A 14,275-nucleotide genomic window follows, 5' to 3' on the forward strand; every position below is an offset into this window, starting at 1 on the left:
CCGCCACCGACACTCCGGCCGGGGGAGTAGCCGCACGCCCGTCCCCGGCACCAGACGGCCCGCGGGCGGGCTGGGGGTGAGTGCGCAGGGCTGAGTATCCGTACCTAAGCAGGGAGATGAGTACCCGCGCGGATGGGGCAGGGCCCGCCCGGACGGGAGAGTGGAGGCACGGAGACAGGGCACGGCTCCGGCACCGGCGACACGGGGCGCCGGAACGGAGCCGCCCTCGATCCGCTCCTTCCGCCGGCCGAGGAGCCGGCGGGAGCGAGGCACGGGGGAACCCGGGGGACGACCGCGCAACGGGGGTCCCGGCGGGGGAACGTACGGGGGCGCACGGGGGAGCGAGCGGAAGCGCCGGTTCAGGCGGGGCCCGTCGGGGGACGCGGCCACACCTGACCGGCGCTTTCGCGTGCCGTCAGCGGCGCCCGCTCACCCGGCCCTGGAGCAGCCGGGACAGCGCCGCGTGCACATCGTCCAGGGAGCGCTCCGGCTGGAAGGACTTCCAGTCCAGCGCGGCCACCAGCACCATGCCGACGAGCGCCGCCGCGGTGAGCGGGACGTCGATCTCCTCGCTGAACTCGCCGCCCGCCACGCCCTCGCGCAGCACGCCCTCCACGACCGCGACCGCCTCCTGCCGGACCACCATGAGCGTGGACTGCCAGGCCCGGTTGGTGCGCCACAGCTCGGCCACGTACAGCTGGGTGAAGGCCGGGTAGCGGTCGATGAAGACGAGCCCCGCGCGGATCATCGCGTCCAGCGCGTCCACCTTGGAGCCGCCTCCCCGGGCGGTGCTCTCGGCGGCCTCCCGCAGGGACGCGGTGAGGAGGCCCACCCCGTGCCGCAGCAGCTCCTCGAAGAGGACGGACTTGCTCGCGAAGTTGTAGTAGACGGTGCCCTTCGCGACGCCGGCCCGTTCGGCGATCTCGTCCACCGTGGTGGCGGAGAAGCCCTGCTCGGCGATGAGCGTGACGGCCGCCTCGTAGAGCTTCTGCCGGGTGGCCTCGCGGCGGGAGGTGCCGCCCGACGTGGTGCTGCTTTCCATGGCCCTGATTGTCACAGGAACGCACGCGCGCGTGGTCACAGGCTCAGCTCCGGGTGCAGTCGGTCCAGCGTCCAGACCTGGCGGCGGCGCGCCGACAGCGCGGTGAGCGCGAGGGCGCCCGCGGTGAAGGCCGCCAGCACCGCGCAGGCCGTCCACACGGGCCCCAGGCCACCGCCGGTGATCAGCCGCCGCAGCGCCTGGACGACGTAGCTCATCGGCAGGTACGGGTGGATCGCGTTGAAGAACTCCGGGGAGGTCTGCACCGGGTACGTGCCGCCCGCCGAGGTCAACTGGAGCATCAGCAGCGCGAGCACGAGGATCCGGCCGGCCGCGCCGAAACGGGCGTTCAGCCACTGCACGATCGCCGCGAAACAGGCCGTGACCAGGAACAGGAAGCCCACCGTGCCGGCCGCCCGGACCGGCTGCAGGCCGACCGCCCAGTGCAGCACCGCCATCAGCGCCGCCGACTGCACCACCCCGATCGCCGCCACCGGCAGCCAGCCCGCGAGCGCGATCCGCCAGGAGGGGGCGCCCGCGGCGAGCGCGCGCCGGTTCATCGGCGGGATGAGCATGTACGCCACCATCGCGCCCACCCACAGCGACAGCGGGATGAAGTACGGGGCGAACCCGGTGCCGTAGTTCGGCGCGTCGTGCAGGTCCCGGGCGGCGAGCCGGACCGGGTCGGCCATCACGCCGGTGCGCCGGTCGCGCTCCTGCTCGTCGTAGTCGGGGATCTTCCCGGCGCCGTCGTGCAGCCCGCCGGCGAGCTTGCCGGAGCCGTCGACCAGCCGGTACATGCCGCCGCTGAGCGTCTCGGCGCCCGTCTTCAGCCGGCCCACGCCCGTGTCCAGGGCGACCGCGCCCTTCTTCGCGGTACCGAGGCCGGTGTGCAGCGTCTTCGCGCCCTTGGCGACCGCGGCGGCGCCGCTGTTCAGCTTGTTGATCTTCGCTACGGCGTCGTCGAGGTCCTCCGACAGGTGCGGGGCGCGGTCGGCGAGCGCCTGGGCCTGCTTCTGCAGGGTGGCGAGGTGCGTGTCGAGCGCCTTCAGGTCGCCGTCCTGGTCGGCGATCAGGGCGTTGAGGTCGTCGGCGACGACCGCCACGTCGGCGGCGCCCGTCTTCGCCTTCTCCAGGTCGTCGCAGGCCGCGTCGGGCAGCACCGGCGTCTCGCAGCGCCGCTCGTAGACGCCGTCGAGCAGGTCGGCGGCGGCGTGGGCGCGCCGGGCGGCACCGGGGGCCCGCTCCACCAGCGTGTCGAGGTTGTGCCGGATACCGCCGGCGGAGTCGGCGACGAGCTGCGCGGTGTCGCCGATGGTCTTCTCGTTGTCCTTCAGGAACGGACGCACCTTGCCGGCGGTCCCGTTGACCTTCGCGGCGAGCTGCCGGGTGCCCTCGGCGACCCGCGCCGAGCCGTCCTCCAGGTCACCCGCGCCCTTGTAGAGCTTCTTCAGCCCGCCGGACAGCTTGCCGCTGCCCTCCTTGGCGTCCTTCAGCCCGTCGGCGAGGTCCTTGGAGCCCTTCTCCGCCTTGCCGATGCCGCTGCTGAGCTTGTCGGCGCCGCCGGCGGCCTCGACGGTCTTGTCGTGGATGTCGGAGAAGGAGACGAAGATGCGGTCCAGGAAGGAACGCGCCGTCTTCGTGGACGCGGCCGTGCGCACCTCGCTGAACACGCTCCGGGAGATCTGCCCGACGATGTAGTTGTTCGCGTCGTTGGTGCGCACCTGCAGCGCGCCCGCCTCCGGAGCGTCGCCGGAGCTGGAGGCGATCCGGGCACTGAAGTCGGACGGCATGGTCAGCGACAGGTAGTAGGTGCCGTCCTCGACGCCCCGGCGCGCCTCCTCGGCGCCGACCTCGTGCCAGTCGAAGGTCCGTGAGTCGCGCAGCCGCCCGGCGATGTCGTCGCCCGCGGTGATCCTCTTGCCGTCCACGGTCGCGCCCCGGTCCGCGTTGACGAGCGCCACGGGGATCCGGTCGAGACGGCCGTACGGGTCCCAGAAGGACCACAGGTACAGGGCGCCGCACAGCAGCGGCAGCAGCAGGAGCGCCACGAGCGCGGCGCGCGGCAGCCTGCCCCGGCCGAAGCGCCGCAGCTCAAGCGCGGCCAGTCGCGGAGTGCGCATCCTCGGCCTCCTTCGGGTCGTCGCCGCTGACGGCGGCATCGGCATCGGCATCCGGCTGGGCTTGAGCATCGGCGCAGGCGCCCGCCTCGGCATCGGCGTCGGTGCCCGTTCCCTCCGCCCCCTCCGCCCCGTCCACCGGTACGGCCGTGGACACGGTCACCGCGTCCTGCGGGGCCTCACTGCACACCGCCACCACGGTCGTGCCGGTCTCGGCCAGCGACCGCAGCAGCGCCCAGACCTCACCCCGTTCCGCGTCCGACAGCTTCAGGTCGGTGTCGTCGACGCCGAGCAGCCGCGGGCGGCCGATCAGGGCGAGCGCGACGGACAGCCGCAGCGCCTCCAGCCGCTCCAGATCCCGTACGGCGGTGCGGGAGCCCTTCGGCAGCGCCTCGCGGTCGAGCCCGGCGGCCTCCAGCGCCGCCTCGACGCGCAGCCGGCTCTCGGCGGCGCGCTGCGCGCGTGGGCGCAGCAGCGAGCGCACCGAGTCCCCGAACCGGCGTTGCAGCAGCGCCCGCTCGCGCAGGTGCTCGCCCACGGTGAGTGCCGGGTCGAGGTCGGTCACCCCCGGCACGTGCGCGAGCGCGCTGATCCTGCGGACGGCGGCCATCTGCCGGGGCAGCCGCAGGCCGTCCACGGCGGCCGTGCCCTCGGTGGGCCGCATCCGCCCGGTGAGCGCGAGCAGCAGGCAGGTGCGGCCGGAGCCGGACGGCCCCGCCACCGCGATCAGCGAACCGGGCTCCGCGGCGAGGTCGACGCCGCGGAACGCCCAGCCGCGGGGACCTCGCAGCCCGAGGTTGTCGGCGACGACACCTGCTCCGGCCACAGTCCCACCCCCTCTGGCGTGAGTCGCCCCGTGACGGGGCGACTTTTTGAACTGACTGGTCAGTGCAAAAACTAGCCCGAACCTTCGATCGAGGCAAAAGCCCAGGTCAGATCGGATTGTCAGTGGCATACCGCACGATGAGCACATACGGCACTCCGATGCGGAGCGTGCCGTCGACAGACGACAGGAGGTTCGTCATGGCCAGCTCCCACGCAGCAGCCGCCCGCCGGCGCCGCGCCACCGGCCCTGCACCCTCACTGACCGGCCCGGCGAGCGACGTGCACCCCGTGCTGCGCCGGGCGAGCGCCCCGCCCGCCGCCCTCGACCTGCTCGCCCAGGCCCGCGCCGGCCTCGACGAGGCCGCCGTCCTCGAAACCCCCAACGAGCGGTACGCCACCGCCCACCTCGCCGCCCTGCGCACCGCGGCGGCCGTGCTCGCCGCCCGCGGGCGGCCCGAGAGTTCACCGCGCAAGCGGGCCAGGATCCGGAGCGCCTGGGAAGTGCTCCCCGAGATCGCGCCCGAACTCACCGAGTGGAGCGCGCTGTTCGCCTCCGGGGCCCGGCGCCGCGCCCGGGCGGAGGCCGGCATCCAGGGCGCGGCCAGCCGCCGGGACGCCGACGACCTGATACGCGACGTGGCGATGTTCCTCCGCCTCGTCGAGCGCATGCTGGTCCTCCAGCCGGTCCTGCCCCAGCCCCGCCAGGACACCGACGAGCCGCGCGGCGCGGGGGAGCGGGAGGCCGGGATGCCCGACGCCGGCTGACCCGCGGCGGCCCATCGGCGACCGCAATGGCCAGGTGGGGACGAGGAGGCAATAGGGTGGAGGCGCCTGAAGCCTCCTTTCTCCGTCCCCGGGCCGAGGGGAGGCAGCCCGTTCGCGCCGCCGTGCAAGTGGCGGTGCCGCGCCGAGGAGTCAACTGCCGTGTCGGACCCGATGCGACCCCGCGCCTCTCTCCGTACCGCCGTGGTGTGGGACGTCCTCCAGGACGCCCTCGACCGCCGGGTCAAGGCCACGGGACGGGAGTCGCTCGACGTCCTCGACACCGGAGGCGGCAGCGGCAACTTCGCCGTGCCCGTCGCCCGGCTCGGCCACCGCGTCACCGTCGTCGACCCCAGCCCCAACGCCCTGTTCGCGCTGGAGCGCCGCGCCGCCGAGGCCGGGGTCGCCGACCGGGTCAAGGGCGTGCAGGGCGACGCCCACGGCCTCTTCGACGTGGTCGAGCGCGGCGGCTACGACGCGGTGCTGTGCCACGGCGTGCTGGAGTACGTCGACGACCCCGCCGAGGGCATCCGCAACGCCGTCGCGGCGCTGCGCTCCGAGGGCGTCCTCAGCGTGCTCGCCGCCGGCCTCGGCGGCGCCGTCCTCGCACGCGCCCTCGCCGGCCACTTCAAGGAGGCCAAGCAGGCCCTCGACGACCCGAGCGGTCGCTGGGGCGCCGGCGACCCCGTGCCGCGCCGCTTCACCGCCGAGCAGCTCACCGCGCTGGTCGAGGGCGCGGGCCTGCGGGTCGGCGCGGTGCACGGCGTGCGGGTCTTCGCCGACCTGGTGCCCGGCGTCCTCGTCGACACCGAGCCCGGCGCGCTGGAGGCGCTGCTGAAGCTGGAGGAGGCCGCGGCCGAGTTGCCGGCGTTCCACTCCGTGGCCACGCAGCTCCATGTGCTCGGTGAGACCCCAGGTGCCACAGGGGCCTGAGCCGTCTGCCGTGACGCCCGGCACCGCGCCGCTGATCAGCGCCTGCGCCGCAGATGGAGTACGCCACAGGCCCTCCGTTCGGGGGCGCGGCGCCGTATGATCGAGGGAGACCGCCCGGCATGACGGGCCGGCCGCCGGGGAATGGAAGCCTCAGCGAGCCGGGACGCGCATGGCGGATCCCGGTTGCTCAATTGGCGCAGAGGGGCGGGTTTCACGGGGGCGATTCCCTGCCTATCCTGAAGAGACCCCCCGGGTCGCCCCGGCGACTGCACGATGAGGAGGACTCCGTGCCGCTCTCGGAGCACGAGCAGCGCATGCTCGAGCAGATGGAGCGAGCGCTGTACGCCGAAGATCCCAAGTTCGCGTCGGCGCTTGAGGGAAGCGGGCTGCGTACGTACACCCGGCGGCGGGTCTACCAGGCGGTCGCGGGCTTCCTCGTGGGAATTGCGCTCCTCATGGCTGGAATGGTCGCCAAGCAGGTCTGGCTCAGTGTGGTGGGCTTCCTCGTCATGCTGGGGTGCGCGGTGCTCGCCGTGACCGGCTGGCGCAAGGCCCCCAAGCCGGGCGAACAGACCGGTGCCCCGCCGCACGCGCGGCACCAGGGCCGGGCGAGGCGCTCCGTGATGGACCGCATCGAGCAGCGCTGGCAGCGGCGCCGCGACGAGCAGCAGGGGCACTGACCGCCGGACGGCCATCGGACATCCTTTGAGGGGGCGACCACCGAAGTGGTCGCCCCCTCAAGCATGTCCGGCGGACTTCTCCGGCCGGGCCGGCGATGTCCGGCGGACTTGTCCGGCCGGGCCGGCCGGACAAGTCTCGCCTCAGCCGCTCTGCTGGCCCGACGGGCGCCGCAGCAGCGCCGTCCAGCGGGCCGTCCAGCGGGCCCTGACGGCCGTCCAGCGGTCCGCGAGGTCCCAGACCGCCCGGATGGCCGAACGGGGCGCGACGACCGCCCGCAGCCTCGTCGTCCAGCCGACCCGCTCCCGCAGCGCCGCCCGCAGCCTGCGGGCGTCCTCCGCCAGCCCGGCCTGCGCCTGTGGACGCGGCGCGAACAGCACCTGCTCCACCGCGCCCGCCACCCGGTGCACCGACGCCGACGCCCGCTCGTCCAGCTCGCCGAGCCGCGCGATCCGCGCCCCCGCCTTGCGCGGCGTCAGCGCCTCGTCCGGTGGGATGCCGTAGTCCCAGGCCGTGTCGGTCACCTCCCGCCACACGGCGAGGACATGACCGGAGGCCGCCAAAGCCTCCTCCCCAGGCCCTGCCGTCATGGCCGGCCCGGTGGCGGACGCCCTGCCCCCAGCGGCCCCGCCGCGTTCCCGCGCCGGGCCGGCCGCGCCGCTCGCGTCCGGCCCGTGCTGCGCCGAGGCCAGCCGCACGGCCCGCCGCCGCATCCGCCACAGCATCGGCGCCAGCGGCACCGCGGCCAGCGCGAGCCCCAGCAGAGACCAGCCGAGGACACCCCACCACGGCGTACCGCTGCCGCCCTGGTCGCCCGCGACCGGCGGCAGCGCCCCGGCGCAGGCCTCGAGCCGCTTGTCCAGCGCGTCGCAGCCGGCGCTGTTCGACGCGGACGCCGACGGGCCGACGCCCGCCGACTGCGTCGGCCGCGGGATGTCCGGGACGCTGTTGCCTGGGGTGTCCGCCACCGTGTACGACGGCGTCGTCCCCCGGCTGGGCGTCGGCTCGAAGCGGGTCCAGCCCACGCCCTCGAAGTACAGCTCCGGCCAGGCGTGCGCGTCCTTCAGGCCCACCGCCACCGAACCGTCCGTCTGCGGGGAGCCCGGCGCGAAGCCCACGGCGACCCGGGCCGGTATGCCGAGCGTGCGGGCCATCGCCGCCATCGCGAACGAGAAGTGGATGCAGAAGCCCTGCTTGTCCCGCAGGAACCGGGCGATCGCGCCGGAGTCGCTGCCGACGTCCACCTCGGTGTCGTACTGGAAGCCGCCGTTGATGGAGAAGTAGTCCTGCAGCTTCACCGCACGCGCGTAGTCCGTCGCCGCGCCCGCGGTGACCTCACGGGCCGTGCGCGCCACCACCGCCGGCAGCGAATCCGGCACCTTGGTGTAGTCGCGGGCCATGGCCGCCGGGGGCCTCGGCGCCGCGGCCAGCTGGTCGGCCGTCGGCTGCACGTCCAGGCTCGTCACGTCGTAGGTGAGACCGCTGGTGGTCTGGCGGTGGTCGCCGACGAGCGTCATGCCCACCGGCTCGTACCGCCAGTCGCCGCCCACCTGCACCGCGCTCGGCGGGTACGGCATCGGCAGCCACTCCTGCCGGTACCCGTCGGCGGCGGTGATCCGGGTCCGCACCTCCGAGCGCAGGATGTCCGCGGACAGGCCGGGCGGCGTCGGCAACGCGTCCGGCACCGAGGTGATGCGCCGCTTGGCCGGCTTCCACGTCGTGCCGTCGAAGTCGTCCAGGGACACGATCCGCAGATACATGTCGGTCAGGGTGGGCGACGTGGTGCGCAGGGTCAGCACCGTCTGGTCCTGGTCCACGTTCAGGCTGTCGCGCAGCGACACCAGCGGGTTGACCGCGGAGATCGTGCCCCCGCTGCCGGTGCCCGCGCCGACGCCGGTGCGCGCGCTGTCCAGCAGGCCGCCCTGTATCGCGGGCAGCGGCAGCAGCGGCACCACCAGGGCGATGCCCAGCGCGACCGCGCCGATCCGCCGCCCGGTGCGCACCGGTGCCAGCGGCCCCGGCGCGGCCCCCGGCATCCGGGGCGCCCCGCCGAACACCCGGCCCCACTGCGACAGCCGCTCCCGCCCCTCGGCGAGCAGCAGCATCAGATAGCCGGCCGCAGCGAGCAGGAACCACACCCAGTCGCCCGCCCCGTCGGACAGACCCGCCGCGACCGAGTACAGCGCGAGCAGCGGCAGACCGGCCGGGGCCGCGCTGCGGAAGGTGACCGCGAGCGTGTCCACCAGCAGCCCGATCAGCAGCACCCCGCCGACCAGCATCAGCCGGATGCCGTCGGACTCCAGCGGCGCCGGGATCGCGTACCGCGCGATGTCGTCCGAGCCCTGCTGGAGCAGGTCGGCGAAGTGCTGGAAGGCCTGCGGGCCGGGCAGCAGCCCGCCGAGCGCCTGCTGCCGGGCGAACAGCAGCGTGAGCAGGACCAGCGTGACCAGCGTCTGCGCGGCCACGGTGACCGGGCGGGCCAGCGGGATGCGCCGCGTCGCCGCTCCCACGACCGACTGGACGCCCAGCAGGAACGCCGCCTGCAGGATCCAGGTGGCGGGGTCGACCAGCGGCAGCAGCGCGCACGCCGCCATCAGCGTGGCCGCCCAGGCGCACAGGGCCAGCCGGGCCCGACTGCTCAGCACCGCGGCCCTCCCTCGCTCGTCCCGGTCGTCACCGCGCCTCCCCCGTCCCCGTCCCGCCGGCCGACAGCACACCCGTGCGCAGCCGGTCCGCCTGCTGCCACAGCGCGGTCAGCGAGGCCCCCCGGGGCACCTCCACGGCGGTCCAGCCCGCCTCCCGCAGCATCCGCAGCCGGTCCTGTGTCCTGTTCATCGGTCCGGGCACGTCGTTCGGTTCACGGCCCCACACATCGCTGTCCAGCACGAAGGCGATCGCGCCCCCGCTGCGCTGCCGCATCCGCCCCGCCACCGCGGCCTGCTCCTCGTCGAGGTCGCCGAAGAACGCCACCAGCAGCCCCTCGTTCCCGCCGCGCAGCACGTCGTACGCGTGGGACAGGCCGGTGCCGTCCGAGTGGTCGATCACCGCCAGGGTGTCCATCATCAGCCCGGCCGCGTCCGCGGACTCCTGGCTCGCGCCCGCGAAGCCGTCCGCGCCCTCGCCGGGCACCGAGCTGCCGGTGTCGGTCAGCAGCCGCACCGAGAACCCCCGCTCCAGCATGTGCACCAGCACCGACGCCGTACCGCCCACGGCCCACTCGAAGGCCGAGTCGGGTCCCGCGCCGCGGTAGGCGATGCCCCGGGTGTCCAGCAGCACCGTGCAGCGCGAGCGCTGCGGCTGCTCCTCGCGGCGCACCATCAGCTCGCCGTAGCGCGCGGTGGAGCGCCAGTGGACACGGCGCAGGTCGTCGCCGTAGCGGTAGCCGCGGGGGATCACGTCGTCCTCGCCGGCCAGCGCCAGCGAACGCAGCCGCCCGTCGCCGTACCCCTTCGCCTCGCCGGTCAGCCGGACCGGCGGCAGCGGCTCGACCCGCGGGATCACCGTCAGCGTGTCGTAGGCGGAGAAGGAGCGGGTCAGCTCGCACATGCCGAACGGGTCGGACAGCCGCAGCTGCAGCGGCCCGAGCGCGTACCGGCCGCGCAGGTCCGAGCGGACCCGGTAGGACACCTCGCGGCGGCCGCCCGCCTCGACCCGGTCCAGCACGAAGCGGGGCCGCGGACCGAGCACGTAGGGCACCCGGTCCTGGAGCATCAGCAGGCCCGTGGGCAGCCGGGAGACGTTGTCCATGCGCAGATGGACCCGGGCCTCGCTGCTCGCCGGCACCCGCGCGGGCGAGAGCCGGCGGCTGGCGGCGACCCGGTAGCGCGTGCGGTACAGCACGGTCGCGCACACCAGCGGCAGCACCGCGAGCAGCAGGCCGACGCGCAGCAGGTCCGCCTGCCCGAGGACGTACGCGCAGATCGCCGCCGCGATGCCGGCGGCGAAGAAGGAACGGCCGCGGGTGGTCAGCCCGGCCAGGGCGGTCCGGACGCCGCCCTTCTCCCCTCGGTCGGCCTCCGGACGCCCGGTCCCCCCGGTGCTCATCACAGCCTCCGCGGGGGCTGCTGCGGGTAGGCCGGGGCGGCGGTGCCCAGGCCGTAGCCATGGGTCTGGGGCGCCTGGGGCACCGGGGTGTGCTGGAGGATCTCCTGCACGACCTGCTCGGCGGTACGTCGGTTGAGCTGGGCCTGCGCGGTGGGCAGCAGCCGGTGCGCCAGCACCGCGACGGCGAGGGCCTGCACGTCGTCCGGCAGCGCGTACTCCCGGCCGCTGAGGGCAGCGGACGCCTTCGCCGCGCGCAGCAGGTGCAGCGTCGCGCGCGGGGAGGCGCCGAGTCTGAGGTCGGGGTGGGTCCGGGTGGCGGCGACCAGCTCGACCGCGTACCTGCGGACCGTGTCGGCGACGTGGATGTCGCGGACGGCCTCGATCAGCTTCACGATGTCGTGCGCGTGCGCCACCGGCTGGAGGTCCTCCAGCGGGGAGACGCCGCCGTGCACGTCGAGCATCTGCAGCTCGGCCTCGACGCTGGGATACCCCACCGAGACGCGGGCCATGAAGCGGTCGCGCTGGGCCTCGGGCAGCGGGTAGGTGCCCTCCATCTCGACCGGGTTCTGCGTGGCCACCACCATGAAGGGGCTCGGCAGCTCATAGGTCTGCCCGTCGATGGTGACCTGGCGCTCCTCCATCGACTCCAGCAGCGCCGACTGGGTCTTGGGCGAGGCGCGGTTGATCTCGTCGCCGATCACGATCTGCGCGAAGATCGCGCCCGGCTTGAACTCGAAGTCGCGGCGCTGCTGGTCCCAGATCGACACGCCGGTGATGTCCGAGGGCAGCAGGTCGGGCGTGAACTGGATGCGCCGCACCGAGCAGTCGATGGACCGCGCCAGTGTCTTGGCCAGCATCGTCTTGCCGACGCCGGGGACATCCTCGATCAGCAGATGCCCCTCCGCCAGCAGCACGGTGAGCGTGAGCCGGACGACCTCGGGCTTGCCCTCGATCACCCCTTCCACCGACCCGCGGACCCTCTCCGCGGTGGCAGTCAGGTCTGTGAGGCTCGCTCGCTCGTCATAGGTCGTCACCCGGCCCTCCTCGGCCCGTTCTTTCTCCGGGCCGACGCTCTGCGTTGCGAAACCGGCCCACCCCGAATCACGGACACCACCCGGGAAAAGTTCCGCGTGACGCCACACTCCGCATTCTTGCTGCCGTTACCGATTCGTGTCACTCGCCTGTGGACAACAGGCCGCGATATGTCAGTTCTTACGACCTTTTCGGCCTCGGCGGGCAGCGGGATCCGCGAAAAACGAGAACGGGCCGGTCCCGGTTACGCCGGGTCGATCTCGCGCAGCAGACCCGTCTTCACGTCGAAGACGAAGCCGCGCACATCGTCGGTGTGCAGCAGGAACGGCGAGGTGCGCACCCGCTGCATCGACTGCCGCACGTCCTGGTCGACGTCCCGGAACGCCTCCACCGCCCACGCCGGGCGCTGGCCGACCTCCATCTCCAGCTCGTGGCGGAACTCCTCGGTGAGGGACTCCAGACCGCAGCCGGTGTGGTGGATGAGGACCACGCTGCGGGTGCCCAGCGCGCGCTGGCTGATCGTCAGGGAGCGGATCACGTCGTCGGTGACCACGCCGCCCGCGTTGCGGATGGTGTGGCAGTCGCCGAGCTGGAGGCCGAGCGCGGCGTGCAGGTCGAGACGGGCGTCCATGCAGGCCACGACCGCGACGCCGAGGACCGGGCGGGCGTCCATGCCGGGGTCGCTGAACTTGGCGGCGTACTGCTCGTTCGCCTCCACGAGGCGGTCGGTCACGGTGCCGCGTATGGCGCCCTCGGGGCCGGTGGGAACTGATGCAGGAGTCGTCATACCCATGACGTTACTGGTCACAGGCGACCCGGTCGCGCCGTGAGAGCGGGAGAAGAGCGTCATCACGTCCTTCCTGTGAGCTACCCCACACAGGTGGCCCGAGCTGACCCGCACAGGTGGCCGGGACGCGGCCGTGCGGGTGGTCTTCCCCGATCCGGCGGTTCGCGCTCCCGCCGGTCCGCCGACGCGCAGGCCGGTTGATTGACCGCGAGACAGGGTGGACTAAAGTGACGCGAAGCGGGAGGCGAGGCCCTCCCTGCTGGACGGATCTCCTCCGTGAGAACCCCCGAACCCGTAAGACCCGGCGCGCTGTCCGGAGATCTCCCACGTGCGCGGTGCGTACGTACGGCCCGGCCTCCTCCCGCTCCCGGTCGGCCGACGCCCCCGGCGCCGGCCGGCCTCCCCTTCCAGAGCGGGCGGGGACCAGGTGGTGCGTGCGTGTCCGCGCCGGACCTGAGAGGGCCCCTTGAGCCAGAGTCGACACGTCCCGGTGATGCTCCAGCGGTGCCTGGACCTGCTGGCGCCCGCCCTGGAGCGGCCCGGGGCGGTGGTGGTCGACTGCACCCTCGGCCTCGGCGGCCACAGCGAGGCACTCCTCGCGCGGTTCCCCGAGGCACGGCTGATCGGCCTGGACCGCGACAAGGAGGCGCTGCGCCTGTCCGGCGAGCGGCTCGCCCCCTACGGCGAGCGCGCCACCCTCGTGCACGCGGTCTACGACGAGCTGCCCGCCGTACTCGACCGGCTCGGCATCGCGCGCGTGCAGGGTGTGCTGTTCGACCTCGGTGTCTCCTCCATGCAGCTCGACGAGGCCGACCGCGGCTTCGCCTACGCCCAGGACGCGCCGCTGGACATGCGGATGGACCAGACGACCGGCATCAGCGCGGCCGAGGTCCTCAACACGTATCCGCCGGGTGAACTGGTGCGGATCCTGCGGGCCTACGGCGAGGAGAAGCAGGCCAAGCGGATCGTGGCCGCCGTCGTGCGCGAGCGCGAGAAGGAGCCGTTCAGCAACAGCGCCCGGCTGGTCGAACTGATCCGCGACGCGCTGCCGCAGGCCGCCAAGCGCACTGGCGGCAACCCGGCCAAGCGCACCTTCCAGGCGCTGCGCATCGAGGTCAACGGCGAGCTGAGCGTGCTGGAGCGGGCGATCCCGGCCGCGGTGAAGGCGCTCGGCGTGGGCGGGCGGATCGCCGTCCTGTCGTACCACTCGCTGGAGGACCGGCTGGTCAAGCAGGTCTTCGCGGCCGGCGCCGCCTCCACGGCGCCGCCCGGGCTGCCCGTGGTCCCCGAGCGCTACCAGCCCCGGCTCAAGCTCCTGACGCGCGGTGCCGAACTTCCCACGGAGGAAGAGATCGCCGAGAACCGCCGCGCCGCCCCCGCCCGTCTGCGCGGGGCCGAGCGCATCAGGGAGGACGTGGAGTGACACACCCGGGTGCGGGCTTCGCCGGTGTTCCCGTCGTAGCGCAGGCCACCGGCCGGGCCGGGGAAACCGGACCTGAGGGGGGCGAGTGAGCAGCAAACCGGAACTCAAGGGGCGGGCCGCCCGGCTCGCCCGGCTCCTTCCTGGGGCCGCGGCCCCGGGACAGGCCGCCCGCACGCCGTTCGTGCTGCTCGTCGTGCTGCTGCTCGGCGGTGGCCTCATCGGGCTGCTGGTGCTGAACTCCGCGCTGAGCGAGGGCGCCTTCAAGCTCGACGACCTGCAGAAGGACACCAAGTCCCTCACCGACGAAGAGCAGGCGCTCCAGCGGGACGTCGACGCCTACTCCGCCCCGCAGGCCCTGCAGCGGCGGGCCCGGGAACTCGGCATGGTGCCCGGCGGCGACCCCGCCTTCCTCGCCCCCGACGGCACCGTCCGCGGCGTCCCCTCCCCGGCCGCCGCCGAGCCCGCCGGGGGGAGCCGGCCCCTGGTCCTCGCCCCCGAGGCGATGCCGACCTATCCCGCCCCCGCAGTCAGTACCACCCCGACGACGACCCCCGGCAGGTGACGGAAGTGGCCGACGATTACGGCAGGCAGCCGCCGCGCCGCCGCGTGCCCGGCCCCGCGCGGCCCGCCCG

Annotated in this window: 12 protein-coding genes; 5 read left to right on the plus strand and 7 right to left on the minus strand. The window is 74.0% G+C overall.

The window, feature by feature from the left end; genetic code table 11:
- Positions 1-415 precede the first annotated feature (415 nt).
- Genes IE308_RS36260 through IE308_RS36270 form a run of 3 tightly spaced genes read right to left on the minus strand, consistent with a single transcriptional unit; the run spans position 416 to position 3,985 of the window.
- Positions 416-1,042 carry a TetR/AcrR family transcriptional regulator gene (locus IE308_RS36260; protein ID WP_110627629.1) on the minus strand — a complete coding sequence of 209 codons (627 nt, stop codon included), beginning with the start codon at positions 1,040-1,042 and terminating at the stop codon, positions 416-418.
- A gap of 35 nt (positions 1,043-1,077) precedes the next feature.
- Positions 1,078-3,162: a YhgE/Pip family protein gene (locus IE308_RS36265; protein WP_190221134.1), complete on the minus strand. Its 2,085-nt coding sequence runs from the start codon at positions 3,160-3,162 to the stop codon at positions 1,078-1,080.
- Positions 3,134-3,985, minus strand: a complete 852-nt coding sequence (locus tag IE308_RS36270) for an ATP-binding cassette domain-containing protein (RefSeq protein ID WP_229909386.1) — start codon at positions 3,983-3,985, stop codon at positions 3,134-3,136. The genes IE308_RS36265 and IE308_RS36270 overlap by 29 nt, the downstream gene beginning before the upstream one ends.
- A gap of 197 nt (positions 3,986-4,182) precedes the next feature.
- Between IE308_RS36270 and IE308_RS36275 the strand changes: the two genes are divergently transcribed.
- The 3 genes from IE308_RS36275 to IE308_RS36285 all read left to right on the plus strand — a co-directional run bounded on the left by IE308_RS36275 (position 4,183) and on the right by IE308_RS36285 (position 6,359).
- The gene (locus IE308_RS36275) at positions 4,183-4,749 is read left to right on the plus strand and encodes an SAV_6107 family HEPN domain-containing protein (RefSeq protein ID WP_190221136.1); all 567 of its coding nucleotides are present in this window, start codon (positions 4,183-4,185) and stop codon (positions 4,747-4,749) included.
- A 159-nt stretch (positions 4,750-4,908) separates the two neighbouring features.
- Positions 4,909-5,679 (plus strand): methyltransferase, encoded by a 771-nt coding sequence (locus IE308_RS36280; RefSeq protein ID WP_110627625.1) that lies wholly within the window; start codon positions 4,909-4,911, stop codon positions 5,677-5,679.
- 287 nt (positions 5,680-5,966) lie between these two features.
- Positions 5,967-6,359 carry an SCO2097 family morphological protein gene (locus IE308_RS36285; RefSeq protein ID WP_110627624.1) on the plus strand — a complete coding sequence of 131 codons (393 nt, stop codon included), beginning with the start codon at positions 5,967-5,969 and terminating at the stop codon, positions 6,357-6,359.
- Between the two features lie 141 nt (positions 6,360-6,500).
- Here IE308_RS36285 and IE308_RS36290 read toward each other — a convergent pair whose 3' ends face one another.
- From IE308_RS36290 to IE308_RS36305, 4 genes are all read right to left on the minus strand, one after another.
- Entirely contained in the window at positions 6,501-8,999 is a 2,499-nt protein-coding gene (locus IE308_RS36290) for a transglutaminase TgpA family protein (protein ID WP_190221153.1), read from the minus strand.
- A 31-nt stretch (positions 9,000-9,030) separates the two neighbouring features.
- Positions 9,031-10,401 (minus strand): DUF58 domain-containing protein, encoded by a 1,371-nt coding sequence (locus IE308_RS36295; RefSeq protein WP_190221137.1) that lies wholly within the window; start codon positions 10,399-10,401, stop codon positions 9,031-9,033.
- A complete protein-coding gene (locus tag IE308_RS36300; protein WP_110627622.1) occupies positions 10,401-11,435 on the minus strand; it encodes an AAA family ATPase in 1,035 nt (344 codons plus the stop codon). Before IE308_RS36300 ends, IE308_RS36295 begins: the two co-directional genes overlap by 1 nt.
- 242 nt (positions 11,436-11,677) lie before the next feature.
- Positions 11,678-12,220, minus strand: coding sequence for a beta-class carbonic anhydrase (locus IE308_RS36305; RefSeq protein WP_110627621.1), 543 nt, complete (start codon positions 12,218-12,220; stop codon positions 11,678-11,680).
- A 466-nt stretch (positions 12,221-12,686) separates the two neighbouring features.
- Here IE308_RS36305 and rsmH point away from each other — a divergent pair, with 466 nt between their 5' ends.
- Entirely contained in the window at positions 12,687-13,643 is a 957-nt protein-coding gene (rsmH, locus tag IE308_RS36310; protein WP_110627620.1) for a 16S rRNA (cytosine(1402)-N(4))-methyltransferase RsmH, read from the plus strand.
- 85 nt (positions 13,644-13,728) lie between these two features.
- Complete coding sequence (gene ftsL, locus IE308_RS36315) at positions 13,729-14,205, plus strand: cell division protein FtsL (RefSeq protein ID WP_190221138.1); 477 nt, start codon at positions 13,729-13,731, stop codon at positions 14,203-14,205.
- Positions 14,206-14,275: the final 70 nt, after the last annotated feature.

Source organism: Streptomyces griseosporeus, assembly GCF_014656055.1.
GTDB lineage: Bacteria > Actinomycetota > Actinomycetes > Streptomycetales > Streptomycetaceae > Streptomyces > Streptomyces griseosporeus.

Excerpts from the sequence above, each read along its gene's own strand:
- IE308_RS36305 (WP_110627621.1), bottom strand. The coding sequence starts at position 12,220 with ATGACGACTCCTGCATCAGTTCCCACCGGCCCCGAGGGCGCCATACGC.
- IE308_RS36295 (WP_190221137.1), bottom strand. The coding sequence starts at position 10,401 with ATGAGCACCGGGGGGACCGGGCGTCCGGAGGCCGACCGAGGGGAGAAG.
- IE308_RS36260 (WP_110627629.1), bottom strand. The coding sequence starts at position 1,042 with ATGGAAAGCAGCACCACGTCGGGCGGCACCTCCCGCCGCGAGGCCACC.
- IE308_RS36265 (WP_190221134.1), bottom strand. The coding sequence starts at position 3,162 with ATGCGCACTCCGCGACTGGCCGCGCTTGAGCTGCGGCGCTTCGGCCGG.
- IE308_RS36275 (WP_190221136.1), top strand. The coding sequence starts at position 4,183 with ATGGCCAGCTCCCACGCAGCAGCCGCCCGCCGGCGCCGCGCCACCGGC.